Here is a 25584-nt window from a genome sequence, read left to right as displayed (position 1 = left end):
AGCCGGGACTTGCGTTTATGAGGAGACCCTCCCTATAGTCCTCTAACGCAGTCGCCGACTGCGTTAGAGCATCCTGGGGCTGACCACGTCGGCCGTGCAGAGGTGCGACTCACGAGGGAGAGGACCCCCCATGGCGGTATCGCCTGCGGCCGTAGGCAGCCGACGAAGCCGGACCGTGCTGCTCACGGTGACCTGCCTGGGCCAGTTCATGGTCCTGCTCGACAACACGATCGTGGGAGCGGCGCTGCCCGACATGCAGCACCGGCTGCACACCCAGCTGACCGGTCTGCAGTGGATCGTCGACGCCTATGTACTGCTGGTGGCCATGCTGCTGATGTCCGGCGGTGTCTTCGCCGACCGGTTCGGCCGCAAGCGGGTCTACCTGAGCGGCGTGGCCCTCTTCACCGTCGCGTCGGTGCTGTGCAGCCTGGCGCCCTCGGTCGGCTGGCTGGTCGCCGGCCGGGTGTTGCAGGGCATCGGGGCCGCGGCACTGAGCCCCGCCTCGCTCGCCCTGCTGGCCGCCGCCTATCCCGTGCCGCACGAACGCATGAAGGCGATCGGGCTGTGGGCCGGACTCAGCGGGATCGGTCTGGCCGCAGGCCCGGTGGCCGGGGGCGTGCTGACGCAGGCCTTCGGCTGGCCCGCCATCTTCCTGGTCAACCTGCCCATCGGCGCGGTCCTTGTGCTGGTCGGTCTGCGCAGCCTCGAAGAGTCCCGTAATCCCGGTGCCCCGGCGATCGATGTCCCCGGCACGGTGCTATCCGTGCTGGGGGTGGGGGCGATGACCTACGGGCTGATCGAGGGCGGTGCCCGCGGCTGGACCTCACCGGTGATCCTGGCCGGCCTGGCCGCCGCGGCGGTACTCCTGGCCGCTTTCGTCGCCGTCGAAGCGCGCCGCGTTGCTCCGCTGCTGCCGCTGCGGCTGTTCAGGCAGCGGCTGTTCACCGTGTCCAACACCGCCATGGTCGTGGTGGGGTTCGCGCTCACGGGCTCGTCGTTCTTCTTCTCCCAGTTCTTCGTGTCCGTCCAGGGCAGCTCGATCCTGCGCGCCGGCCTGCAGACCCTGCCGCTCTCCCTCGCCATGGTGATCGTCAGCCTGTTCGCGGGCCGGCTCGCCGCCCGCTACGGCTTTCGCATCGTGGTGAGCACCGGCCTGGCCCTGGCCGGCCTGGGACTGCTCGCGCTGGGCATGGTGCACGCCGACACCGGCTACGGGAACGTGTGGTGGCGGATGGCGGTGGTCGGCGCCGGCTTCGCCCTGACCCTGTCCCCGCTGACGGGAGCCGCCATCCAGGCGGTCAGCCCGCAGGAAGGCGGCCTCGCGTCAGGCATCAGCAGCACCACCCGGCAGATCGGCGCGGTGCTCGGCGTGGCGGTCCTGGGAGCCGTCGTCCGCGCCCGGCAGTCCGACGGCGCCTCCTTCGAGGCCGGCCTCAACAGCGCCTTCCTGGCGGCCGGCGCCGTCACCTTGGCCACCGCCGTGTTCACCGGCCTGTGGCTGGCCAGGTCCACGCCCGCCGAAGGCGCCGCGGCGCCGCAGCATGCCACCGCCCCCGGCGCGGCCACCGCCTCGAACGAGGCGCCCGCGAACAGCCGTTGACGGCCGCCTGCCCGCCGGCGCCGGCAGGCGGCCCCGCCGGGGAAGAGCCCAAAGCAGCACAAGCAACCAAAGCAACCGAAGCAGCACAAGCAACCGAAGCAACTGAAGCAACCGAAGCAGCACAAGCAACTGAAGTGATGCAAGAAGCGGCCGAAGTATCCGAAGCGACGCATGCGATCGAAGGGACTCCGGGCCGGGCTCAGGCCGGCAGTTGGGGGTGCCGGGCGGAAGGCCTGCGGCGCAAGCTGAACGGCCGGCGGCTGAGGGCGCGGCCTGGGTGCTGCCGGCCTGCCGCCCGGCAGGTGCAGGCCGGGGGAGTGCGGATCGCCGGTGAGCGATCGAAGCGGCGCGGGCGGGGGAGGCAGGGGCATGCCCGCGTGCGCCTGCCCCACCGGCAGGGCCCCGCAGCCGCTGCAGCCGCTGCAGCCGCTGATCCGATACCCCCACTGCGCCGCCCTGCGCCTCTGCGGTGACCGGAAAAGCGGCGGCAGGCACTCGACGCCGCCCGACACGGTGCCCGCGCCGCCCGCGATAACCGCGCCGCCCGCGATAGCCGCGCCGCCCGCGGTGGCCGTGATGGCCGCGGTGGCCGTGATTCCGGCCGGCTTCCCTCACGGCTTCAGGGGGATGCGGGTGTGTGCTGCGCCCGCTGTCCAAAGGGTCTTCCGCGGCAAATGGGCCCGCCTTTGCCACGGCCGGTAGAGGAACTCGAGAAACGCCTGGAATCGTACGGAGATCTTGTCGGGCAGGGCCGGAACTGCGGGCGCCGGCCCATTAAGCGCAATAAGCGCCATGAGCGTGATGGGCGTGAGGGAAAGCGGACTGTCTCCCCTTTATCTGAGGGTGAGACAGTCCGCTTTCCCCTCGCGTTTGAGGATCGCTGCAGCACTGCTCGACGTGCGCTGGAGGCGCAGTGGAGAAGGAGCGGTGTCCGGGGGGACTGCGGCGATCTGGGTCCCGGGAATTCGGCCTGGAGCCGTAGGCTCGGGCCGGGGGCGAGCAGAGGGAGGGTGGCGGGAGATGGCCCGGGTGATACGGACGAAACCCTGGAGTCTGCTGAGAGTGGCGCAGCTTGCCGGGGTCACCGCGAAGATCGCGTACGCGGCGCGGGACGGGGGAGTGCTCCACCCAGGCGTCCTTGGGGCGAGCGACGCCTTGCCCTTGCGTACGTTCGATGCGCTGCGCAGGATCAGCTGGCCCGGTACCAGCCACGCGCGCAATCTGCCGCGGCACATGCGGCTCTGGGAGTCACGGGCGATCGAGCAGTCCCGTCTGGACATCGAGGCGGTGGACCGGCGGGCGGGGCTGTATGTCCATCAGGCCGGGGCCGTTCTGGTGGTCGGGGCGAGCCGGCACGCCCCGGTCGTCCTGGAGCTGCTGGCGAAGGATGCGCCGTTCCTGTATCTGCCGCTGGGGGCCTGGGCCCACGAGGCGCGACAGAGGGTGGAGCACGTTGGGCAAGGATGAGGCGGCCGGGGGGCGTCAGTTGGGCGAGGCCTCGAGGAAGTCGCTGACCTTCATGGCGTAGGAGCTGTGGGCGATGGGGATGGCGGCCAGGTACTCCTCGGGCAGGTCGAACGCGTCGACGAGGGGTGTCAGGTGCTCGGCCAGGGCGTGCAGGAGCGCGTCGATCGCCGGCGGCAGTGCGTGGATGTGGTCGGCCGACAGGTGGCCCGCGGCCAGCAGATCACCGGTGTGGTGGCTGATCTCCTGGAGCAGGAACAGGCGGCACAGGTCCTGGAGCAGGGAGCGGGCGGCGGGGTCGGCCGTGCGGGCGATGGCGGCGATGAACGCGTCGGCGGCCTGGAGGCGGGCGTGGGCGGAGACCATCTCCAGGCCCGAGGACGAGGCGGCGTTCCAGCGGCCGAGCGGGTCGCCCCGGCGTCCCTGGCGCAGTGCGGTGCACGCTCGGGTCTGCCACAGGCCCTCGACTTCGGCGAGCAGGTCGCGCAGGAAGGCCAGGTCGCTCAGGTCCTGGCCCTGGGGGGAGGCGGGGCGGGCGTCCAGGCGCTCGGTCCGGTGGCCGAAGACCATCTCGGCGGCCGCCTTGATCCACAGCGGCAGGTTGTCGCCCTCGGCGGTGACCGAGCCCTCGGCGTCCAGCTGGAGGTCGGCCAGGCCGTTGAGGGGGAAGAGCCCCTGGGCGCCGCACCGTTCACGGCATTCGATCATGATGGTGCGGCCCTGCCAGGTGATCCACGCCTTGGCGATGGCCACCAGGCGCTCGGTCTCCACCCGGTTCTCGGGCGTGTGCGCGGCCCACCGGTCGGTCACGGTCCGGTGCAGGAAGGTCATGGCGTAGGCCGTTGCCAGGCTCTTGAGCAGCCGGCCGTAGTGGCTGCGGTGCGCGGTCAGCGGCACCCGCTCACCGGCCCGGGGACCGCTGATGTGACGGTGGTGCGCGTAGCGCACCGCGATGCTCAGGGCGGCCCGGGAGGCGCCCACGCTCGCGGCGCTCATGCAGAGCTTGCCCGTGGTGACGCGCGCGATCGACTGGAGGAACCGCTTGCGGCGGTTGCCCATGCTGCTGTTGAGCACCCCCTGATCGCTCAGCCGCCCGTGGTCGGCCTCCAGCAGGGCCTCGCGGGGCAGGCGGACGTGATCGAAGGAGGTGAGGCAGTGGTCGACCGGGTTGCCGATCCGGTCGGGAAGCCGGCGCACCCGTATCCCGGGCAGCGTTCCGGCCTCATCGCTCAGCGGTGTCAGGAACAGGAAGACCCCGTGGTCCTCACCGTCGATCACCAGCCGCGCGGCGACCACGGCGCTCTTGGGGCCGCCGGTGGAGCTGGTGTTGGGCATGAACTTCTGCGCGGCGGGGCCGGGGGTGTTCAGGACGAAGCCCCCGCCTGCGCGGTCGAACTCGGCGGTGGTCTGCAGGGCGGGGGCGTCGTTGCCGTGCTCCAGCTCCGAGCAGAGAAACGTTCCTGTGCGCTGCATGGAGGTGTAGGGGGACAGGCCCTCCCGCGCGTCGTGGTCGTACAGGCTGCCCAGGAACAGGTTGTAGTGGATGCTCGCCAGCGCGCACAGCGCCCCGTCCGAGGCCGCGGTCCACTCATGCAGGCCGGCCAGCTGGCGCGGATCGCGGGCCAGCTGCTCGGCGCTGACGACGGTGTCGTTCACCAGCCGCAGGCGGCGGTAGGAGAGTTCGGTGCGCTCGGCGGTGGTGAGGCCGGGGACGTGACGGAATTCCTTGCGGGCGATGAGGTCGCGCCACCGCCCGTGTATCGGGGCCCTGTCGGCGGGATCGAACAGCTGGTGCATCAGCTCGGCGACGAGGGGTGCCGCCGTAGGTTGCGCTTCGTCCGCCGCGGGTGAGGCCGGCCCGGCGACCAGCTGGAGCAGGCCCAGACCGCAGGGCCCGTCGGTGAGGGCCGGTCTGGCCTGCGGGCCGTCCGCGGCCTCGAGCGCGATCTTCTGCATCGTCAGCAAGGTCATATCACTGCCTCGGCTTCGAATGAATGGGTCAAGGTCAAGGTCGCCAATAAGATACTGACCTACCGGTTTTTTACAAGACTCTTTACTGACGCTTGACCTTCGTGGGGGTGTCAAAGATCAAAATGGATATCCCGGTCGGGTAATCCGCCCGGACAAACGGAACTTGACGGTCCCAACGGATTCCACAGAAGCCATTGGAAAACCGGTCGCCAGGTTTTATTCTCTTGCCAACGGCCCTGCCGGAGGGCCCTGGAGGACCGCATGCCCGGCCGGGAGTGTCACCGCGGTGCGGCAGGACAGCGGAATGCCCTAGTCCAGAAAGGCGGAACGCACTAAGATACGTACGTGCCGGTTTCTTTTCCCGTGTTCTGTTGATCCGCCGGCGCCGGACTGGTAGGAGGATGTTGTGGCACAGCAGGAGCGGGCCATCAGGACACGGCAGGCGATCCTCATGGCGGCATCTGCTGTGTTCGACGAGGTCGGGTACGAGGCCGCGACCATCTCCGAGATCCTCAAGCGGTCCGGCGTGACCAAGGGCGCGCTCTACTTTCACTTCACGTCCAAGGACGAGCTCGCCCAGGCGGTCCTGGCCGCCCAGGTCGGTTCGCTGCCCCCGATCCCTCGCCGGGAGCTGACCCTGCAGGAGGGGCTGGACTCGGCCCTGGTGATGGCCTACCTGCTCAGCCGCGGGGACTCCCTGGTGCGGGGCAGTGTCCGGCTCACCGTCGAGCAGGGCGTGCGGGACGGCCTGGACCGCCAGGTGCCCATCCAGGCGTGGCTGGATGTCAACGAAGCCGTGCTGGGCAAGGCGAAGGCGGACGGGGAACTGCTGCCGCACATCGATGTGGCCGCTGCGGCACGGCTGTTCGCCAGCTGCTTCACCGGGGTCCAGATCATGTCGAAGATCATGACCGGACATGCGGACATGCTGGCGCGGGTGTCGGAGCTGCAGCAGTACCTGATGACGTCCGTTGCAGTGCCGGGGGTGCTCGTACAGCTGGACTTCAGGCCCGAGCGGGGCCAGGAGGTGTACGAGGAAGCGATGAAGGCCCAGGAAGAGGCGGAGGCAAGCCGGGCCCGGTCTCTCTGAGCGAACACTCCCGTCGTAGTCCATCGGGGGGTGGGCTGTGCCCTCCTGATGTGCGTGTGTGTCGAAGCGTCAAGCGTCACGACAAACGTCACGACAAACGTCACGACAAACGTCACGACAAACGAACGGAGTGCATTGATGGAAGCAACTGCATGCCCGTACACCCTGGATGTGCTGGGGAGGGATCACGCCGGTGAGGCGGCGATGCTGCGGGCACAGGGGGGAGCAGTTGAGGTGGAGCTGCCCGGCGGTGTCATCGCCTGGGCCATCACACGGCAGGCGGACATCAAGCAGCTGCTGGTGGATCCGCGTGTCTCCAAGAGCGCCCGCCAGCACTGGCCGGCCTTCATCGAGGGGCGCATCACGGCGGACTGGCCGCTCTATCCGTGGGTGTCCAACGAGAACATGCTGTTCTCCTACGGCGAGGAGCACTCCAGGCTGCGCCGGCTGGTCGCGGCGGCCTTCACCGCGCGGCGCACCAAGGAGCTCCAGCCCTGGGTCGAGCGGCTCACCGCGGAGCTGCTGCAGGAGCTGGCCGCGCTGCCGGCCGGCGCGCGGCCCGATCTGCGGGCCTCGTTCGCCGCGCTGCTGCCCATGCGGGTGATCAGCGAGCTGTTCGGGGTCCCCGCGCGGCTCAGGGACAGCCTCGCCGGGGCGATGCACACCGTCTTCAACAGCTCGGCGACGGGCGAGGAGATGGCCGCCGCCCAGGGGCTGGTCTTCCAGCTGCTGGGTGAACTGGTGGCGCTCAAACGGGTCGAGCCCGGTGACGACCTCACGTCGGGGCTGCTCGAGGTCAGGGACAAGGGCGAGGGGCTCTCCGAACAGGAGCTGCTGGGCACGCTGAATCTCCTGCTGGCCGGCGGGCAGGACACCACCTGCACCCTGATCACCAACGCGGTGGGCCAGCTCCTGTGCCACCCCGAGCAGCTGGCCCACGTGCGGGAGGGGCGCGCCGACTGGGACGACGTGATTGCCGAGACGATGCGGATGCACAGCCCGGGAGCCTTCTCGCCCATGCGGTTCGCGGTGCAGGACATCGAGCTGGACGGTGTCCTGATCAAGAAGGGGGACCCGATCCTGGTCAACTTCGCCGCCGGTCTCGATCCCGCGTACCACGGGCCGGACACCGCGGTGTTCGACGTCCTGCGCACCGGGCGCCGCGACACCATCGGGTTCGGGCACGGCGCCCACTACTGCATGGGCGTCCCGCTGGCGCGGCTGGAGACGACCACCGCCCTGGCCCAGCTCTTCGCGAGGTTCCCGGACGTGACGCTCGGCGTCCCCAAGGAGGAGCTCGAACCGATGAGGACGTTCATGATGAACGGCTACGGGGCCCTGCCCGTGCAGCTGCACGGGAACCCGGGCTGACCCGCGCGCCAGACAGCTGATCGACGAACTCCGTATCCCCCCCCAGGGGATACGGAGTTCTTCTGTGTCGGCCTTCCAGCGGAGCGAGAGCAGTCCTTGAGGGGGGTGCCCGACCGTGACCGCACAGCAAAGGAGGAACAAATGGGCAATCCGGACAGTACTCAGGCCGTGCTGCGACTCGAGCGCGGGCAGGCCAGCGACGAAGAGCTGGCCGCGCTCACCGTCGTGCTGCTCTCCCTGCACCGTGACGACGCGGAGCCGGGGCACGGGCAGGGGCGCCGCCCCCTCAACGGGTCGCGCTGGTGGAAGAACCCGGGCTACCGCGCCCCGCGCAGCTGGCAGTGACCCGGGCCCCCGACGGCACCACCCCCCCATCTGTAAACCGCATGGACGGTTTGTTACACTGTCCGTATGGACCCCGGGACCGGACCCTCTCGGCCTGGCCCCAGGAAGGGATCTGTCATGGAGACGATGATTTCCCCCGCCCCGGCCGGGGCGGAGCCGGCCGACCTTCGCGGGCGGGTGGCGGAGCTGCACGCGATCCGGGTGCAGGCGCAGGCGGGCCCGAGCCAGAAGGCGACCGAGGCCCAGCACGCCAAGGGCAAGCTGACCGCGCGTGAGCGGATCGAGCTGCTGCTGGACGCGGGTTCGTTCCAGGAGGTCGAGCAGTTGCGCCGGCACCGGGCGAGCGGGTTCGGCCTGGAGGCCAAGAAGCCCTACACCGACGGTGTCATCACCGGCTGGGGCACGGTCGAGGGCCGCACGGTCTTCGTCTACGCGCACGACTTCCGCATCTTCGGCGGCGCGCTCGGCGAGGCGCACGCCACGAAGATCCACAAGATCATGGACATGGCCATCGCGGCCGGCGCCCCGCTGGTGTCCCTCAACGACGGCGCGGGCGCCCGTATCCAGGAGGGCGTCTCCGCGCTCGCCGGATACGGCGGCATCTTCCAGCGCAACACCAAGGCCTCGGGCGTCATCCCGCAGATCTCGGTGATGCTCGGCCCGTGCGCGGGCGGCGCGGCCTACAGCCCCGCCCTGACCGACTTCGTCTTCATGGTCCGCGAGACCTCCCAGATGTTCATCACCGGACCCGACGTCGTCAAGGCCGTCACCGGCGAGGAGATCACCCAGAACGGCCTGGGGGGCGCGGACGTGCACGCCGCGACCTCGGGCGTCGCGCATTTCGCCTACGACGACGAGGAGACCTGCCTCGCCGAGGTCCGCTACCTCATCGCGATGCTCCCCTCCAACAACCGCGAAAATCCGCCATCTCACGTGAGCGGCGACGCGGCCGGGCGCCGCTCGGAGGCCCTGCTCGATCTGGTCCCGGCGGACGGCAACCGTCCGTATGACATGCACAAGGTCATCGAGGAACTCGTCGACGAGGGCGACTACCTGGAGGTTCACGAGCGCTGGGCGCGCAACATCGTCTGCGCGCTGGCCCGCCTGGACGGCAAGGTGGTGGGCATCGTCGCCAACCAGCCGCAGTCCCTGGCGGGCGTTCTGGACATCGAGGCCTCGGAGAAGGCGGCTCGGTTTGTTCAGATGTGTGATGCGTTCAATATTCCGATCGTGACCCTGCTGGATGTGCCCGGCTTCCTGCCGGGGGTGGACCAGGAGCACGGCGGGATCATCCGGCACGGCGCGAAGCTGCTCTACGCGTACTGCAACGCGACGGTGCCGCGGATCTCGCTGATCCTGCGCAAGGCGTACGGAGGTGCGTACATCGTGATGGACAGCCAGTCCATCGGCGCGGACCTCACCTATGCCTGGCCCACCAACGAGATCGCGGTGATGGGCGCCGAGGGCGCCGCCAACGTCATCTTCCGCCGGCAGATCGCGGCCGCCCAGGACCCCGAGGCCATGCGCCAGAAGATGGTCAAGGAGTACAGGGCCGAACTCATGCACCCCTACTACGCCGCCGAGCGCGGCCTGGTCGACGACGTCATCGACCCCGCCGCCACCCGCGAGGTCCTCATCAAGTCCCTGGCCATGCTCCACAACAAGCACGCCGAACTGCCCTCCCGCAAGCACGGCAACCCGCCGCAATAGCCGTACGCCCAGGGGGAGGCCGGCGGCCGCGCCGCCGGCCTCCCCGCGATCAGGAGACCCCCGATGGTGAAGCAGGAGCGTGCGGCGCGCACGCGCGAGTTGTTGGTGCAGGCCGCCGCCGAGGCATTCGCCCGGGAGGGGTTCATACCGGCTTCGCTCACCACCATCAGCAGGAGGGCGGGGGTGAGCAACGGCGCGCTGCACTTCCACTTCGAGAGCAAGAGCACGCTGGCCCGCGCGGTGGAGGAGGAGGCCGCCGAGGTCATCCGGCAGATCGGCCGCTCGGACGCCGGCCGGCCGGGCGCGCTGCAGCGGCTGGTCGACGCGACGTACTACCTCATGGGCAGGCTGGACCAGGACGTGGTGGTGCGGGCCGGGTTCCAGCTGAGCAACTGCGCCGCGCTCAGGGAGCGCAGCGTCGACCTGCGGGGGCAGTGGCAGCACTGGATAGAACAGGTGCTGCAGGAGGCCGAGCGCGAGGGCGAACTGGCCGCCGGGGTGCCCGCGGCCGACGCCGCCACCGTCGTGGCGGCGGCCATGGCGGGCTTTGAGATGCTCGGGGCGAAGGACCGCGACTGGACCTCCAGGGGCCGGCTCCTGCCGTTCTGGGAGCTGATGCTGCCCCGGCTCGCGGCGCCCGGGGTCCTGGAACAGGTCAAGCCCGCAGGCACACGCCTGGGTGCCCATCCCTCGCGCCGCCAGCCCCCCACATAAACAGTCCGTCCGGTCTGCTTTGTGGCCGTTCTGGCGCCCGCGCGGGAGGGATGCGCCGCCCCGCCCGGGGCCCGGAGGGGCGAAGCGCCGCCTTGCTCGAACCCTCAACTACTGTATTCAGCACGCTTGTTGGGGCAATATGCCGGGGTGTATCGGCATAAAGGGGTGCGGGTGGCCGCCGGGTCCCTCCCATAAAAACAGCGTGAACGGTTTAGTATTGACAAACCGTCCGTCCTGTTTTGTAATCGTGGGGTGCCTAGAACCGCACAGGGATGGGGGAGTCGGCGTGGAGATCGACGTACTGGGTCCGTTGGCCGTCAGGGAGAACGGGGTGTCCATCACCCCCACCGCACCGAAACCGCGACAGGTCCTGGCCCTCCTGGCGCTCCATGCCGACCAGGTGGTGCCCGTCGGCTCGCTCATCGAGGAGCTGTGGGCCACCACACCGCCGCGCAGCGCGCGCACCACGCTGCAGACCTATGTGTTACAGCTGCGTGAGCTCATCGCTGTCGCCCTGGAGAAGGACGAACCGCCCCAGGGGCAGCCGCGGCGCAGCGCCAAGGACGTACTGGTGACCCTGCCCGGCGGCTATCTGCTGCGGGGCGGCGCCGCCAGCGACGTCCGGGAGTTCGAGCGGCTCGCGGGCATGGGATACCGGGCCATGGACGGCGAGGACTTCCGGGAGGCCGCACAGCAGTTGCGCCAGGCGCTCGGCCTGTGGTCGGGATCCGCCTTCGCCGACGTACAGACCGGGGCGCAGCTGGAGATGGAGGCCAAGCGGCTCGAGGAGAGCCGGCTGTGCGCCCTGGACCAGCGCATCGAGGCCGACCTGCGGCTCGGCCGCCACCGTGAGCTGCTCGCCGAACTCACCGTCCTGGTCAGCCGGTATCGCACGCACGAGAACCTGCACGCCCAGTTCATGCTGGCGCTGCACGGGGCGGGGCGCCGCGGCGAGGCGCTGGATGTGTACCAGCGCCTGCGCGGCACGCTCGTACGGGACCTGGGCATCGAGCCCTCGGCCCGGCTGCGCAGGGTGCAGCGCGCGATCCTGGTGACCGGCCCCGAGGCCCCGGCGCAGCCGGAGAAGACCGGCGGCGAGCGCTTCGCCCGCGTGAGCTGAGCGCCGCGATGGTGCGTGGGGTACAGGAACGATCGGAACGGACCCGCGAACGCCTGGTGCACGCCGGCGCCGAGCTCTTCCATCGCCACGGATACGCGAACGCGAGCCTGAGCGGCATCGCCGCCGCGGCCGGAGTGACGAAAGGAGCCCTGTACTTCCACTTCACCTCCAAGGAGGACCTCGCGCACGCGGTGCTGCGCCGCGGCCACGATCTCCTGGACGGTGCGGTGGCGGAGCTCAGGGCCGCGGGCGTCTCGCCGCTGCAGTCGCTCATCGACCTCACCTACTGGCTGGCCCGCACACTCCAGGAGGAGCCGGCCGTCCGGGCCGGCTTCCGGATCGCCCGCGAGCGCGCCGGGCACCTGCCCCCGGCCGGCGACCTGCACGGGGTCTGGATCCGCACCGTCTGGGAACTGCTGCGCCAGGCCCGCGAGGCGGGCGAACTGCGCCTCCGGCCGCGGCCGGAGGGCCCCGAGACACTGGTGGCCGCCGCGGTCTGCGTGATCGAGGTGATGTCGCAGACCGCGATGCCCTACGCCGAACTGCGCCACCGGGTCGGCGCATTGTGGGACCTGACGGTGCCCAGCCTGGTGCCCCCCGGCGCCCCCGCGGTCAGGACCTGGCCGCACGCCGAATACGCCGCCCAGGGCATGTGGGCGGTCTGAACCGCGCACCGCCCCGCCGCCCCCCCCCCGCCGCAAGGCCCGCCCCAGAGCCCGCCCTAAAGCCCGTCATGAATTCCGTCATAAGGTCTGTCATGTTTTCCGTCCGTACGTTCTCAAGGCCCTCGGCGGCCCATGGAGATCGCTCCGGCATTCCGGAACGAGAAATCCTCGGTGATTGTCTCGTTCTCGCCACACCACGGTTGGAGACCAACTAGAAGGCGGGTAGAGGAATCCGCTTGCCCCGCACGGATCCGGCTAGCTTGCTCGGGGCGCTTGTTTCAGGCCACTGAGAGGAACTCGAAGAGCAACTCGACGAGGTACGGAGGAGAACGTGAAGATTCAGGTTCTGGGTCCGTTGAGTGCTGAAGTCAACGGGGGTTCGATTGTTCCGACAGCGGGTAAGCCGCGACAGATCCTGTCGCTCCTGGCCCTCTATCCGGGGCGGGTGATGCCCGTTCCCACGCTCATGGACGAGATCTGGGAGACCGAGCCGCCCAGGAGCGCGCTCACCACCCTGCAGACATACATCCTTCAGCTGCGCAGGAGGCTGGGCACGGCGATGGGCCCGGGCGCCCCCAACGGCGCCAAGGACATCCTCGCGACCCGGCACGGGGGGTATCTGCTGCAGATACCCCCAGACTGCGTGGACGTCCACCAGTACGACCACCTGGTCGCCGAGGGGCAGTCCGCTTTCGAGGCGGGCGCCAACGAGGTCTCCGCCGACCGGTTTCGCCAGGCACTCGACCTGTGGAACGGGCCCGCACTGGTGGACGTGCAGGTGGGCCCCATCCTGGAGATCGAGGTCATGCGCCTGGAGGAGAGCCGGCTGGTCACCGTGGAACGGCGGATCGACGCCGATCTCAGGCTCGGACGGCACGGCGAACTCCTGGCCGAACTCGCCGAACTGACCGCACGCCACCCGCAGCACGAGGGACTGCATTCGCAGGCCATGGTGGCGCTCTACCGGTCGGGCCGGCAGGCCTCCGCGCTGGAGGTCTACCGCAAACTGCGCGTGCGGCTGATCGGCGATCTCGGTGTCGAGCCCTCGCCCCAGCTCCAGCGGCTGCATCAGGCCATGCTCAGCGTCGACCCGCAGCTGGACGTCATCGCGGGACCCCGGCGGACTTCCACCTTCGACCTCTTCGCAGCCTGATGATCCGGCCGCAACCGACGGGCACTCCAGCCGATCCCTACGAGCGCCGGATATGCGGCAGGATTTTATGGTGAACAATTCAAGGTTCCTGCCGGAGCGCCACCCAGGGAGTCCTCCAGCCGCTTGAACAGCTGAATTCCCCACGCACAGCGCGGGAAAGAAAGAATTCGTCGCCCACGAGACCTCAGGCCTCGTGGGCGACGAACGTGTGCGGGGCCCGAAAACCACCGGGCACCCGGCGCCCGGTGCGCCCGCCCGCCCGCAGCGGGCTGCCTCTCAGCCGCTCTTGAGTTCCAGCGCGAGCGCGTGTTCGGCCGCCGTCAGCGGAATGTCGGGGCACAGCCTTTCGGGGTGGCCCGGCGGGGGAGCGTCGAGCGGCTGCGCCGCGTCGTGCGGCAGATCCTCCAGCCGCTTCATCTCGCCGACCGTGTAGATCAGGCCGAAGGCCATCAGGCTCTGCCACACCGCGTCCAGAGCGCGCCGCAGCAACAGGGCTGCTTTCACATCTGCCACCACTTCGGTTGTCCTGCGGACTGGGCCTGTGCCTTGGCATGGTGTCTTTGGGCGGTCAGGAAGTGCTCAAGGAACGCCGGAGAGCCTGCCCTTCCAGCGGGCCTCGACCTGGACTGGAGGCGTCTGGCGACGCTTCGGGCAACGGTTCTCCCAGCGAGCGAAGGGCCACCCGATGATCCGTGACGAGCGTACGAACCTGGCCATCGACGGGTTCGACGTGGCAGAGGCCCGCCCGGCGAGCACCCCGGGCCCCTGGCCCCCCGGCGTGGCCCAACCGCCGCTTGCCGGACGGGAGCACGGCCGCGCGGCGGGCGGCGAGGTCGAGGACGTCGAGGAACTGCTCGCCGATCTCCAGCTGGAGCGGCGGGGGCTGGCCGGGCGCGACCCCGAGCCCGCCGAGCGGCGTGCGGCACGCCTCGGCGACGAGATCGCCTTTCTCCGCCTGTCCCGCCTGGTCACGGAACTCGCCGGCAACGGCGGGCCCCCGGCGCCCGCCCTGCGCACCACGCTGGACCTGGAGGCCGACGAGGACGGCCGCCGCGCGGCGTGCCAGGCGCAGCGCGCCGAGGCCGGGCAACGGGTGGGGGAGATCTGGCAGTGGCTGGTACAGCGCCGCCGCCAGCGGGCGGGCGGCGGCGCTGTGCCGGCCACTGCCGCCCGGGAGGAGGGCCGGCGGTGCTCGGGCCCGGTGCTGCCCCCGCTGCCGGGAACACCCCGGCAGCACATCGGCGTCACCGCGCCCGTCGTGGACCTGGCCCCCCTCGCCCAGTCATGGGCGCGGGCGGCGGGGCTCGGCCAGGGCACCCGCGAGCACAACTGGCGCCTGCTGCGGACCGGGAGGGGCCTGAGGAGCGGCGCACCGGGCACGGACGGCGCACTGGCGCTGCCCCGCTTCGGCGAGGTGCTCCTTGGCCTGGTCGGAGCAATCCGCGAGCGGGGCCTGCTGCCGCCCGCCCACAAGGTCAGGCTGATCAGCCGGCCAGGAGCGCGGGCCCAGGTGACACCGGTGCGCCTGCCCGGTCTCTCGCTGCTCAGCGTGGACACCGGCATCACCCCGCTGTCCTACGGCCACCTCCAGCACGCCATCGGGCACATCGCCGAGTACGCCGCCCGCCCCTCCGCGCTCTGCCTGGCCGAGCGGTGGTCGCTGTGCGCGCTGCGCTCGGAGGGCTGGGCCCAGCTCATCGGACAGCTCGTCCAGGATCCCGCGGTGCTGGCCAGGACCGGCCTGCCGGAGCACACCGCGCGGGCCGTCGCCGGGTTCCTCGCCCAGGAGGAACGCTTCAGCCGGGGGCTGATGGCCGCCGACCTGGCCCTGGACGCCGAGCTCGCGCAGTGCCGCGGCGTCGCCGACGCCCTGGACGCCGCCGGCCAGGCCGCCGCGCGTACCGGCCTGGAACAGGCCCCCGAACTGATGCTGCTGCGCCAGATCCGCCTCGACTCCACGCGCCACCGGCTGGCCGGGCACGCCTGGGCCGAGGCCGCACGCGCCGAACTCGGCGCCGCCTTCGGCGCCGGCTGGGCCGACCGGCAAGAGGCATGGCAACTGCTGCGCCAGAGCGTGGGCCAGGCCGGCACCGCGACGGGATTCCTGCACGCCCTGCACGCGGCCCGCACCCCCCACGGCGAGCGGCACCTGGCAGGGGCCGCTGTCTGACCGCCGACGGGGGAGCCTGACACGGACGCCCACGGGCGGGACCCGGAGCGCGCCCCGGACCCCGTACGCCGAGCCGTGATCGAGCCAGTCTCCACTGTCCGCACATATGTTCCTGGTCCGGGTCGTTGCGGGCACCGGCATGGGTGGGAGCCTGCGCCCACTCTTGCCAGGGGGAACCATTGGAAGGTCACCGGAACTTCATCGAACTCTTGCGTACCCGCGTCGAGCAGTCGCCCCAGCGCGAAGCGATGGTCCTGCTCCCCGACGACGGTGCGCGCGCACGGACAGGGACGGTCTCCTACCGCAGCCTCGACGCCTCCGCGCGCGTCCTTGCGGGATGGCTCCAGGACCGGGGCGTGCAGGGCGAACGGGCGCTGCTCATGCACGAATCGCGCCACCAGTTCGCCATCAGCTTCCTCGCCTGCCTGTACGCCGGGGTCATCGCCGTGCCGGTGCCCTCGAGCCACCGGCGCGGCCACAACCAGGCCCGGGTCGCGGGGATCGTCAAGGACGCGGCGCCCGCCGTCGTGCTCACCGACGCGGCGCAGGCCCCCGATGTGTCCCGGCTGCTCGTGCGGCCCGCATCGGGCAGCATCCTGTGCCTGGCCGCCGACGCCGTGCCCGCCTCCGCGCCCTGGCGGATGCCCGAACACGTGCCGGACGCGGTGGCCTATCTGCAGTACACCTCCGGGGCCACCGGCGCCCCGCGCGGGGTCGCGGTCACCCACGAGAACCTGATGGCCAATCAGCGGGCGCTCGTGGAAGCGCTGGGCACCTCACCGGGGGAGTCCATCGGCGGCTGGCTCCCGTTCCACCACGACATGGGCCTGGTCGGCCAGCTGCTGCACCCGCTGTGGCTGGGCGGCACCAGCGTGCTGCTCTCGCCCGAGGCGTTCGTCCGCCACCCGGTGCGCTGGCTCCAGGCCATCGGGGACCACCAGATCACCGTGAGCGGCGCCCCCGACTTCGCCTACGACCTCTGCGTGCGCCGGGTGAGCGACGAACAGCTGGCCGGACTCGACCTGTCGGGCTGGCGCACGGCGGTCAGCGGCGGCGAGCCGCTGCGCGCCGGGACACGGCGCGCCTTCACCCAGCGCTTCGCCCCGGCCGGATTCCGGCCGCAGGCGATGACCGCGGGATACGGCCTGGCCGAGTCCACCCTCCTGGTCGCCGCCACCCCCGCGGGCGAGCAGGGCGCCGAACTCGCCGTGGACGTGGCGGGCCTGGAGAAGAACCTGATCCGCAGACCGCGCGAGGGACAGCCCGCCCGCACCCTGCTCTCCAGCGGCCGGCCGGCCGGCGGCGAGATACACATCGTCGAACCCGAGACCCGGACCGTGCTGCCGCACGGCGAGATCGGCGAGATCTGGGTACGCGGCGCGAGCGTCGCGGCCGGATACTGGCAAAACCGCTCCGAGACCGCGCGGACCTTCAACGCCGCCACGGCGGACGGACGATCACCCTTCCTGCGGACCGGGGACCTGGGCACCCTGGAAGAGGGCCACCTCTACGTCACCGGCCGGATCAAGGACATGATCGTGGTGGCCGGGCGGAACCTGTACCCGCACGACCTGGAGTACGCCGTACAGCAGATCAGCGCCCTGTTCGGGGCGGGCACCGCCTTCGGCGTGAGCGGGGAACGCGAACGGATCGTGATCGTGCAGGAGGTGCGCACCCAGCGCTGGTACGACCTGGACTTCGGTGCGCTGGCCGCCGACGTCGGACGGTGCATCACCGAGGAGTTCGAAGTGCCCGTCGGCGGGGTGCTCCTGGTCCGCCCGGGCACGGTGCGCCGGACGAGCAGCGGGAAGGTGGAACGCGGCGCGATGCGGGAGCTGTTCCTCAACGGGCGGCTGCGCCCCCTGTGCGAGCACCTGGACGACGAACTGGCGGCACTGTCGGAGCCCGCCAGGCTCACTCCTCAACGAAGGAACAGGACATGAGTGCAGTGGTACCGGGAGGTCCCCAGGAAGAGGTGTTCGCCGCCTGGCTGCGGGAACACGCCGGCCGGTATGTGCACGGCGAGGTGTCGCTGGACACCCCCCTGCTCAAACGGGGCCTGGACTCGGTCGCCATGCTCAGCCTCTTCGGGGAGATCGAGGAGGCCTTCGGGCTCGTCCTGGATCCGGCCGACCTGTGGGACCAGCCCACCGTGCGGGAGCTGGCCTGGTACCTGGCGGCGCTCAGCGCGGCCCGGCCCGGGGCATCCTCACCGATCCGCACCGCGTTCGTGTTCACCGGGCAGGGCAGCCAGCACCTGGGCATGACCGTGGGCCTGTACCGCAACTCCACCAGCTTCCGCCGCCACCTGAGGGAGGCCGCGGCCGCGGTGCTGCCCCACTTCGGGGTGTCGGTCACCGAGCTGGTGCTCTCCGAGGACCCCCGCATCCATGAGACCGCGGTGACCCAGCCGGCGCTTTTGGCGGTCGAATACGCCCTGGCCATGACCCTGCTGGAGGAGGACGTGCGCCCGGAGGCCGTGCTGGGCCACGGCATAGGGGAGTTCGCGGCGGCCGCCGTCGCCGGCGCGCTCACCCTCGCGGACGCCGCCGAGCTGGTCTCCCACCGGGGCGCGATCATGCAGGAACTGCCGCCGGGCGGCGGCATGATGGCCACCTGCGCGGACCCCTTCGAGGCCGCCGAGGTGACGGCCGGCGAACCCCGCGTGTCCATCGCCGCGCTCAACGCGGCGCGGGCCACGATCCTCTCGGGGGACCTCGCCGGACTGGACCGGGCCCAGGAACGGCTGGACGCCAGCGGCATCTCCAGCACGTTCCTCAAGGTGACCCACGCCTTCCACTCGCCGCTGATGGAACCCTCGGCGCCGCCGTTCCAGACGGTGGCCCAGCGGCTGAGCGGCGGAAAGCCCCAGCTGCCCTTCTACTCCACGGTGTACGGCCGCAGGCACGACGGGCCGCTCGACGCCGCGTACTGGACCACACAGATCACCTCCCCGGTGCGGTTCGCCGATGCCACCCGGCTGCTGCTGGCCGAGCACGCCCCCACCCATGTGGTGGAGATCGGGCCCAAGGCGGTCCTCTCCCCGTTCCTGCGACGGATCGGCGGGGCGAAGGGACCCAAGGTGCTGCCCGTCTGCCGCGGCCCGCGCAGCGACGCGGTCCACCTGGCGGGCGTGCTGTCCGCCCTGAGCGCGGGCCCGCTCGTCGAGCAGGAGCCGGTCTGAGCCAGGCCCCGCGCCGGCCGGCCGGCCGCCCGGCCGCATGATCGGCGGGATGCTTGAGCTCTGCTTGAGCACCCGCCGAGCGCAACGGGCCACATTCCCCTTCCCGTTCCAGGAGAAGAGACAAGGGGATGAAGGCATGACGCACACGACACAGACATCCGCCGCGCAGACATCCGCCGCACCCGCACCCGCACCCGCACCCGTGCCCGCTGCAGCGCCGCAGGGCCCGCTCGCCCGGATCGTCGTCAACCGCCTGGTCCGGCCCGTGTGGTACGCCCTGGTGGCCTACGGCGGCTTCTGGCTGCCCGGCGGCAGCCAGTACTACGGCGACGCGCTGCGCTACGCGGCCGGCCCCGGCCCCGGCCCCGACGAGAACCCTCGTGGCCAGCACTTGAGGTCCTCTTGAGCCCTGACGACCACTCAGGCACGGCACAGGTTGCGCACAGGGACGGAGGGGCGACATGACGACAGTGGCGAACAAGGCCGGCAGGGCCGGCAGGGCCGGCAGGGCGGACACGTCGGAGGCCGGCGCGCAGGAGCGCATCGCCCGGCTCGAGCACAGACTGGGCGATCTGGACGATCCCGGAAACCCGCTCGGCGTCGAGCAGCTGCTGGCGGCCGACGCGGCCGGCCGGCCGCTGGCCGCCGCCGAGCGGGCGCTCGACGAATTCGGGCTGAACGCCGAGTTCGTGCCCGCGCGGCTGGGCGGCCGGCTGGAGCGTCTGGACGTGCTCGCCCGCGTGCTGCGTGCCGTCTTTCGCCGGGACGCCTCCCTGGGCCTGGGCTACGGCGTCACCTCCTACCTGGCCGGGGTCATCGTGTGGGCGGACGGGACGGCCGCCCAGCAGCGTGCCGTCGCCGACCTGCTGCTGGGCGGCGGCCGCATCGCCTGCGCCTATCCGGAGCCGCCCACCGGCAACGACTTTCTGCGCAACCGGTTCTCGGCCCTCGCACAGGGGGCGGGCTACCGGCTCAACGGCCGCAAGGAGGCCCTCAACAACGCGGCCCGCGCCCAGTCACTGCTCATCTTCGCCGACGGCCCCGACGCCGGGCAGGGCAGCAGCGCCTTCCTCATCGAGGGGCCGGACGCGGACAGCGCCAGCGCCGCGCTGCTCGGCCGCTACGAGACCACCGGCATCCGCGGCTGTCTGGTGCACGGCCTGCAGTTTTGCGCACACCCCGTCACCACGCAGCAGCTGGTGGGCCGGGCGGGCGCCGCCGGGGAGCTGGCCCGCCGGGCCTTCCCCCTCACCCGCGCCATCGGCCCCTCCATGGCACTGGGCTGCGCCGACACGGCGCTGCGCACCACCGTGGCATTCGCCCGCTCGCGCCGGCTGCGCAGCCGCGCCTCGCTGCAGAGCCCCCGGACCCGGACCGCGCTGGCCGACGCCTTCGCCGACCTGCTGCTGTGCGACGCCCTGGGACTGGTGGCCACCCGGGCCGTGCATGAGCTGCCCCGCCAGAGCAACACCTTCAGCGCCGCCGTCAAATACCTGCTGCCGACCGTCCTGACCGAGGCGGTGTACGACCTGTCGATCGTGCTGGGCTCCGAGTCCTACGCCAGGAGCGGCAGTTATGGCATCTTCCAGAAGGCGGTACGCGACCTGCCCATGATCGGCCTGGGCAGCGCGGGCGGCGCCGCCAGCCGGGGCGTCCTCATCGACCACCTGCTCCAGGTGCCGGGCCTGCGGGCCCCGGGCGGGGGCCAGGCACCCGCCGCCCTGTTCCAGCCCTTCGGCGACGATCTGGCGCCCGTGCGCCCCGACGAGCTGGTGCTGGCCCCGGACGGCGACTGCCTGCTGGGATCACTGGAATCCTCGATGGCCCATGCGGCCGCGGCACACGGGGAGTTCGCCGCCCACCTGGGAGAATCCGCGGCCAGGCTCGGCGCCGAGCTGTCCGCACTGCGCGCCGCCTGTACGGCGCTGGGCTCACGCCCCGGCGAGCGGGCCGTGAGCCCGCGGGCCTACGCCCTGGCCGACCGCTATGCGCTGATCGCGGCGGGCGCCGCCTGCCTGGGGACCTGGCGCCACCAGGCGGGCAGCGGCGGGTTCTTGGGCGAACCCCTGTGGGCGGTCATGGCGCTGGCCCGCATCCTGCGGCGGCTGGACAGCACGGCCGCCGCCGCGCCGGCGGCCGCGGCGGACCGCTTCGTCCACGAGCTGCTCTCCCGCTTCGAGGACGCCCGCAGCTACGACCTCTACGCCACCTCGATCGGTCGTTGAGCACCTGCCTGTGCCATCCCACGTCAAGTCCATCCATGGCGAGTTGAGGAGAATCCCGTGAACCAGGACCTACTGGATGCCACGGCCCGCGTCCTGGGCGAACCAGCCGCCGAACGCGCCGGGACCCGCCGCCCGCAGGACGACCTCGTCTTCGACTCGGTAACGATGATCGAGCTCAAGTGCGCCCTGGAAGAACGCGTCCCGGAGCTGGCAGCGGCCTCCCTGGCCGACCTGTTCGACGGCGTGTTTACCCTCGGCGATCTCAGAGAACGCCTGGCCGTGCTCCGCGGGCAGCCGGTGACGTGATGCGCCCGCTGCAAAACCACGGCCCCGCGGGCTCCTGGGAGCGGGTGCGCCAAGACGTCGCCTCGCGCGGCACGGCAGTGGTCTGGTCGCCGGTGCAGGACTGGCTGCCCGCCGACGTGGCCGCCCCGGACGTCGTCGCGGCCCTGGGCTGCGACCACCGGCGGGTGGACCAGATCGGCCTGGCACAGATGAGGGAGCGGTTCGTCGCCTCCCGGCTGTTCCTGAAATCCGCCGCGGGCGCGGTGCTCGGCGTCAGCCCCCAGGACCTCGACCTGGCCTACAAGCCCGGCGGCCGCCCCTACCTGCGGGGCATCGACCAGCTGGACATCAGCCTGAGCCACACCGAGGAACTGCTGGTCGTGGGCCTCACCCGGCACCGGCGGGTCGGCGTCGACACCGAGTTCAAGGACCGGCGGATGCTCGCCCTGGGCACCGAACGCCAGGTGTGCACCCCCTATGAACTCGAAGCCCTGGCGGCCATCGAGGAGGAGCACCGCAACCGGGAACTGGTGCGGCTGTGGACGCTCAAGGAGGCCTACAGCAAAGCGATCGGCCAGGGACTGCGCTTCAGGTTCTGCGAGTTCGGCTTCACCGCGCCCGACGAACGGGTGCAGCTGCAGCGGCCCGACGGATCACCGGGAACGGGCGGCGAATGGGCGTTCCACAGCTGGACCGTCGCCGACCGGTACACGGTCAGCGCGGCCGTGCACGACCCCGGATTCTCGGGCTCACGCACGGCCGGACCCGTCGCGGGACTGCTGCCGGCCCTGAGCGCCCCCGTCCAAAGCTCAAGGAGTCATTGAGCGTCCTTCCAGAACCCCGAGCCAGGCTCATACCCCACTGCACGCAGCGGTGTCGAAGGGATAGGGGGGGCTGACCGGTGCATCGATATCTTGCGGTACGGCCGCCGGCCGCAGAACCGCCCGCCGGGGAAACACAGCGGTTGAACCTGCTGTGCTTCCACCACGCGGGCGCGGGTGCCATGACCTTCGCCGGCTGGCAGCGGCACGTCGGACCGGATGTGAAAGTGCTGCCCGTGCGGCTGCCCGGTAGGGAATCCAGGCTGCGGGAAGAACGCATCACCGAAGGGACGCGGCTGGTCGAAGAGCTGGAGCACGATCTGGGGCCGCTGCTCGATGAGCGCCCCCACGCCTTCTACGGACACAGCCTGGGGGCGCTGGTCGCCTACCGGTTCGCGCTGCACCGGGCCCAACTGGGGCGCAGGCCGCCGCACCTGCTGCTGGTCGGCGCGTGCGCCGCGCCACAGCTGCCGTCCGCGCTGCTGGACGCCACCGGGGCGCCCGGCCTCTCCGACGAGCAGCTGATCGCCTCCCTCAACGACGAAGAGAGCATGCCCCAGGCCCTGCTCAGCCGCCCCGAGTGGCTGAGCATGACCCTGGACACGCTGCGGGCGGACCTCCAACTGGCACGCAGCCTGCGCTGCGCGCCCATCACCGCTCTTTCCTGCGCCGTGAGGGCCTTCGCGGGCACCGGGGACCAGATGGTCCCGGCAGCCGACATCCAGGCCTGGGAGCACTGCACCACCGCGGGCTTCGCCCTGCACAGCGTTCCCGGCGCCCACTTCTTCGTTCGTGGACACCACGCGCCCAGCGCCGTCGCAGAGGCGCTGGGCGAGAGGGCGCCGCACACCGGGGCCCCGCTGTCGCCCGTTGCCGGCTGACCCCACTTCGTTCCCCAAGGAGTTCCTCGGATGGACATCAGTCTTCTCGGCCCGTTCAGAGCCGCCCACGCAGGGGTGCACCTGCACCTCACCGCTGTGAAGCCGCGCAAGGTGTTCGCGCTGCTCGCCGTCCACGCCGACGAGGCCGTCTCGGTGGCCACGCTCGTCGAGGAGGTGTGGGGGGAGAACCCGCCGCGCAGTGTGCAGACCACCCTGCAGACCTACATCCTGCAGATACGCCACCTGATCGCCTCCGCACTGGGCGAGCAGTACACCGGGCTGCCCAGCAGCGCCAAGAGCGTGCTGGTGACCGAGTCCGGCGGCTACCGCCTGGACACCCACGGCGGCGTCGTGGACGTCAGGGAGTTCGAAGCGCTGTCCTCGGCCGGCCACCGGACCCTGGAGCAGGGCGACTGGGCCGCCGCCTCGGACTACCTGGGCCGTGCGCTGGCCCTGTGGAACGGCCGCGCGCTGGCCGACGTCCAGCGCGGGGTGCTCCTGGAGGTGGAGGCCACCCGGCTCGAGGAGTCGAGGATGAGCGTTCTTCACCGGCGAATCGAGGCCGACTTGAGGCTCGGCCGCCACTATGAGCTGGTTGGTGAGCTCTCCGGACTCGCGGCCCGCTACCGGCTGCACGAGGGTCTGCACGAGCAGCTGATGCTTGCGCTGTACCGCGCCGGGCGCCGCAGCGACGCGCTGGGGATCTACCACCAGCTGCGGGCGGCCCTCAGCCGCACCCTGGGGCTGGACCCCTCTCCCGGCATCGACCACCTCTACGGCGCCCTGCTGGACTCCTCGCCCCAACTCGATCTCGACCCCCTGGGGGTGGCCGGTGCCGCCGGTCCACCCCTGCTGGCGAGGGCCAACTGATCCGCCCCTCTCCATCGAACCCTCCGTAGGAAGACCGAAAGGAACCACTGTGAGTGACATATCCCTGGCCGAACTCGGTGAGCTGCTGCTCGAATGCGTCGGTGCTCCGGAGGAGGGAATGACCTTCGAGGGGGACAGCGCCCTTGACACCCCCTTCCTGGAGTTCGGCTACGACTCCCTGGCCCTGCTCCAGGTCACCGGCGTCTTCGACCGCAGGCACGGCATCGTCCTGGACGACGACGCCGTCGCCGAGGCCGAGACGCCGCGCATGCTCCTGCAGCTGATCGCCGCCGCCCCGCGGGCCGGCGCGGTCCGATGACCGCTGTGGTCCAGGCGCCGGGCAGCGGCCTGGCGGGCAAGCGGGTGCTGGTCACCGGCGGAACCCGCGGCATCGGACGGGCGACGGTGCTGGCCTTCGCCCGCTGCGGCGCCCGCCTCGTGGTGGCCCACCGCACGCACAACGAGGCGTCCAAGACGCTGGAGGCCGAACTCGACGAGAGCGGAGCAGAGTTCGTCCTGGTCCAGGCCGATGTCACCACCGGCGAGGGCGCCCAGGCGCTCGCGGCCGTCGTGGGCGAGCGGTTCCAGGGCCTGGACGTGCTGGTGAACAACGTCGGCGTCGATGGACACGTCGCCTTCGAGCACCTGGAGCAGGACGAATGGCACCGGGTGATGAACCACAACACCACCTCCGCCTACCTGGTCACCAAGTCCCTGGTCGGGCTCCTGGCGCAGCGGGCGTCGGTGGTGAACATCGGTGCCTCGGTCGCCCTGCGCGGCCGTCCGCTGGGCGTCCACTACAGCGCGTCCAAGGCGGCGCTCATCGGGTTCACCCGGGCGCTGGCCAAGGAGCTGGGCACCCGCGGTATCCGCGTCAACACGGTCGCCCCGGGGGTGACCGAGACCGAGCCGGGCGGCGGACTGCCGCCGCACCTGATCGAGCGGCTCACGGCCATGACGGCGCTGGGCAGGCTCGGCACGTGCGAGGACGTCGCCGGCGCGGTGCTCTATCTCGCCGGGGAGTCGTCCGCCTACGTCTCCGGCACCACCATTGAAGTCGACGGAGGAATCTGATGCCCTACGCAGCCATCACCTATCGGATCAAGCCCGGTCACGAGGACGAGATCGCCGCGATCTTCGAGGGTTTCCAGCGGGTGGACCGGCCCGACTTCACCGGGGACAGCGGCCAGGCGGCGGGCCGGCTGCTGGGCACCGGGGTCTTCGTGAAGGACGAGACACTGATCCGGGTCATCCACTACGAGGGCGACTTCGCGGCCGTCGGCAAGCACATGGCCGCGCAGAAGGGCGTGCACATCCTGGAGGAGAAGCTCGCCCCCTACCTCGCCGAGGAGCGCGACACCAGCTCTCCCGAGGCGTTCGCCGCCTACTTCCGCAACGCCACCATGCGCTCGATCGCGCAGCTGACCGTGGACACCCACCCGGCGGGGAACAGCGCGCCGTGAATGACGTGCTGGCCATCGCGGCCCTGCTGGGCAGCGGTGTCACCGCAGGTGTGCTGTTCGCGGTCGCGCTGAGCGTCTTGCCCGCGCTCTTCGCGATGGAGACCGGCACGTACGTGTACGCGCACAGACTGCTCGGCCGGAACTGGGATCCCACCATGCCGGTCATCGTGCTGAGCAGCACCCTTGTCGAAGCGGTGCTTGCGGTGGCGAGCGAGGGCTGGACCCGGGCCCTGTTCGTGGTGGCGGCCGTGCTCCTGCTGGGCGTCTCGGCCGTCTCCCACCTGTGCAACGTCCCCATCAACCGGCGGGTCAAGTCCGTCGACGACCCCCAGCAGCTCCCCGCGGACTGGGAGGACCCACGGCCCTTGTGGCGCCGGTGGCACCTCCTGCGCACGACCCTGGCCGTGTTGGCCCTGGCGGTGACGGCTGCGGGCGTCACCGCGCTGTGAAAGAGCCCTGAGCGGCGGCCCCCCCTGGGGGGC

The 25584-nt window shown here is 71.2% G+C and carries 25 protein-coding genes; 23 read left to right on the top strand and 2 right to left on the bottom strand.

Translation table 11 applies throughout. The features are described 5' to 3' along the window. Positions 1 to 130 precede the first annotated feature (130 nt). Both ACFUPX_RS31890 and ACFUPX_RS31885 read left to right on the top strand, forming a co-directional pair. Positions 131 to 1600, top strand: a complete 1470-nt coding sequence (locus ACFUPX_RS31890) for an MFS transporter (RefSeq protein ID WP_383330529.1) — start codon at positions 131 to 133, stop codon at positions 1598 to 1600. Positions 1601 to 2662: 1062 nt separating this feature from the next. Then, on the top strand, positions 2663 to 3067 hold the full coding sequence (locus ACFUPX_RS31885; RefSeq protein WP_383330526.1) for a hypothetical protein: 405 nt from the start codon (positions 2663 to 2665) through the stop codon (positions 3065 to 3067). 15 nt (positions 3068 to 3082) lie between these two features. Here the strand turns inward: ACFUPX_RS31885 and ACFUPX_RS31880 are convergent, their stop codons facing one another. Further along, positions 3083 to 5035, bottom strand: a complete 1953-nt coding sequence (locus ACFUPX_RS31880; protein WP_383330523.1) for an acyl-CoA dehydrogenase — start codon at positions 5033 to 5035, stop codon at positions 3083 to 3085. 406 nt (positions 5036 to 5441) lie between these two features. Here ACFUPX_RS31880 and ACFUPX_RS31875 point away from each other — a divergent pair, with 406 nt between their 5' ends. The 8 genes from ACFUPX_RS31875 (at position 5442) to ACFUPX_RS31840 (ending at position 13203) form a co-directional block, all read left to right on the top strand. Beyond that, a complete protein-coding gene (locus ACFUPX_RS31875; RefSeq protein ID WP_383330520.1) occupies positions 5442 to 6125 on the top strand; it encodes a ScbR family autoregulator-binding transcription factor in 684 nt (227 codons plus the stop codon). A 138-nt stretch (positions 6126 to 6263) separates the two neighbouring features. Continuing rightward, entirely contained in the window at positions 6264 to 7496 is a 1233-nt protein-coding gene (locus tag ACFUPX_RS31870) for a cytochrome P450 (protein WP_383330517.1), read from the top strand. A 141-nt stretch (positions 7497 to 7637) separates the two neighbouring features. Then, positions 7638 to 7841, top strand: coding sequence for an acyl-CoA carboxylase subunit epsilon (locus ACFUPX_RS31865; protein WP_383330515.1), 204 nt, complete (start codon positions 7638 to 7640; stop codon positions 7839 to 7841). A 117-nt stretch (positions 7842 to 7958) separates the two neighbouring features. Next, positions 7959 to 9551, top strand: coding sequence for an acyl-CoA carboxylase subunit beta (locus ACFUPX_RS31860; protein WP_383330512.1), 1593 nt, complete (start codon positions 7959 to 7961; stop codon positions 9549 to 9551). 63 nt (positions 9552 to 9614) lie between these two features. Beyond that, positions 9615 to 10265: a ScbR family autoregulator-binding transcription factor gene (locus ACFUPX_RS31855; RefSeq protein WP_383330509.1), complete on the top strand. Its 651-nt coding sequence runs from the start codon at positions 9615 to 9617 to the stop codon at positions 10263 to 10265. Positions 10266 to 10551: 286 nt separating this feature from the next. After that, on the top strand, positions 10552 to 11385 hold the full coding sequence (locus tag ACFUPX_RS31850; RefSeq protein ID WP_383330505.1) for a BTAD domain-containing putative transcriptional regulator: 834 nt from the start codon (positions 10552 to 10554) through the stop codon (positions 11383 to 11385). Between the two features lie 8 nt (positions 11386 to 11393). Then, positions 11394 to 12050, top strand: a complete 657-nt coding sequence (locus tag ACFUPX_RS31845) for a ScbR family autoregulator-binding transcription factor (RefSeq protein WP_383330502.1) — start codon at positions 11394 to 11396, stop codon at positions 12048 to 12050. 331 nt (positions 12051 to 12381) lie between these two features. After that, positions 12382 to 13203, top strand: a complete 822-nt coding sequence (locus tag ACFUPX_RS31840; protein WP_383330500.1) for a BTAD domain-containing putative transcriptional regulator — start codon at positions 12382 to 12384, stop codon at positions 13201 to 13203. A 276-nt stretch (positions 13204 to 13479) separates the two neighbouring features. Here ACFUPX_RS31840 and ACFUPX_RS31835 read toward each other — a convergent pair whose 3' ends face one another. Further along, positions 13480 to 13716 carry a DUF6059 family protein gene (locus ACFUPX_RS31835; protein ID WP_383330497.1) on the bottom strand — a complete coding sequence of 79 codons (237 nt, stop codon included), beginning with the start codon at positions 13714 to 13716 and terminating at the stop codon, positions 13480 to 13482. A gap of 172 nt (positions 13717 to 13888) precedes the next feature. Here ACFUPX_RS31835 and ACFUPX_RS31830 point away from each other — a divergent pair, with 172 nt between their 5' ends. The 13 genes from ACFUPX_RS31830 to ACFUPX_RS31770 all read left to right on the top strand — a co-directional run bounded on the left by ACFUPX_RS31830 (position 13889) and on the right by ACFUPX_RS31770 (position 25551). Next, on the top strand, positions 13889 to 15373 hold the full coding sequence (locus ACFUPX_RS31830) for a hypothetical protein (RefSeq protein WP_383330494.1): 1485 nt from the start codon (positions 13889 to 13891) through the stop codon (positions 15371 to 15373). Between the two features lie 209 nt (positions 15374 to 15582). Beyond that, positions 15583 to 17316, top strand: coding sequence for a fatty acyl-AMP ligase (locus ACFUPX_RS31825; RefSeq protein ID WP_383330491.1), 1734 nt, complete (start codon positions 15583 to 15585; stop codon positions 17314 to 17316). After that, positions 17313 to 18557 carry an acyltransferase domain-containing protein gene (locus ACFUPX_RS31820; RefSeq protein ID WP_383330488.1) on the top strand — a complete coding sequence of 415 codons (1245 nt, stop codon included), beginning with the start codon at positions 17313 to 17315 and terminating at the stop codon, positions 18555 to 18557. The genes ACFUPX_RS31825 and ACFUPX_RS31820 overlap by 4 nt, the downstream gene beginning before the upstream one ends. A gap of 136 nt (positions 18558 to 18693) precedes the next feature. Then, positions 18694 to 18963 carry a hypothetical protein gene (locus ACFUPX_RS31815; protein WP_383330485.1) on the top strand — a complete coding sequence of 90 codons (270 nt, stop codon included), beginning with the start codon at positions 18694 to 18696 and terminating at the stop codon, positions 18961 to 18963. A 55-nt stretch (positions 18964 to 19018) separates the two neighbouring features. Next, positions 19019 to 20782, top strand: coding sequence for an acyl-CoA dehydrogenase family protein (locus ACFUPX_RS31810; RefSeq protein WP_383330482.1), 1764 nt, complete (start codon positions 19019 to 19021; stop codon positions 20780 to 20782). 57 nt (positions 20783 to 20839) lie between these two features. Further along, the gene (locus ACFUPX_RS31805) at positions 20840 to 21088 is read left to right on the top strand and encodes a hypothetical protein (RefSeq protein ID WP_383330479.1); all 249 of its coding nucleotides are present in this window, start codon (positions 20840 to 20842) and stop codon (positions 21086 to 21088) included. Beyond that, on the top strand, positions 21088 to 21891 hold the full coding sequence (locus ACFUPX_RS31800) for a 4'-phosphopantetheinyl transferase family protein (RefSeq protein ID WP_383330477.1): 804 nt from the start codon (positions 21088 to 21090) through the stop codon (positions 21889 to 21891). The genes ACFUPX_RS31805 and ACFUPX_RS31800 overlap by 1 nt, the downstream gene beginning before the upstream one ends. A 140-nt stretch (positions 21892 to 22031) precedes the next feature. Continuing rightward, positions 22032 to 22769 (top strand): thioesterase II family protein, encoded by a 738-nt coding sequence (locus tag ACFUPX_RS31795; protein WP_383330474.1) that lies wholly within the window; start codon positions 22032 to 22034, stop codon positions 22767 to 22769. Positions 22770 to 22799: 30 nt separating this feature from the next. Beyond that, positions 22800 to 23639 (top strand): BTAD domain-containing putative transcriptional regulator, encoded by an 840-nt coding sequence (locus tag ACFUPX_RS31790; protein WP_383330471.1) that lies wholly within the window; start codon positions 22800 to 22802, stop codon positions 23637 to 23639. A 49-nt stretch (positions 23640 to 23688) separates the two neighbouring features. After that, a complete protein-coding gene (locus ACFUPX_RS31785; RefSeq protein ID WP_383330468.1) occupies positions 23689 to 23958 on the top strand; it encodes an acyl carrier protein in 270 nt (89 codons plus the stop codon). Then, positions 23955 to 24713 (top strand): SDR family NAD(P)-dependent oxidoreductase, encoded by a 759-nt coding sequence (locus ACFUPX_RS31780; protein WP_383330465.1) that lies wholly within the window; start codon positions 23955 to 23957, stop codon positions 24711 to 24713. The genes ACFUPX_RS31785 and ACFUPX_RS31780 overlap by 4 nt, the downstream gene beginning before the upstream one ends. After that, entirely contained in the window at positions 24713 to 25102 is a 390-nt protein-coding gene (locus tag ACFUPX_RS31775) for a SchA/CurD-like domain-containing protein (protein WP_383330462.1), read from the top strand. The genes ACFUPX_RS31780 and ACFUPX_RS31775 overlap by 1 nt, the downstream gene beginning before the upstream one ends. After that, positions 25099 to 25551, top strand: coding sequence for a DUF1772 domain-containing protein (locus tag ACFUPX_RS31770; RefSeq protein ID WP_383330459.1), 453 nt, complete (start codon positions 25099 to 25101; stop codon positions 25549 to 25551). Before ACFUPX_RS31775 ends, ACFUPX_RS31770 begins: the two co-directional genes overlap by 4 nt. The last annotated feature ends 33 nt before the right edge of the window (positions 25552 to 25584 follow it).

The organism is Streptomyces sp. NPDC057302 (genome assembly GCF_042667685.1).
GTDB lineage: Bacteria > Actinomycetota > Actinomycetes > Streptomycetales > Streptomycetaceae > Streptomyces.
Note: the sequence above shows the minus strand (reverse complement) of the source record. Positions and strands in the feature narration are given on the sequence as shown.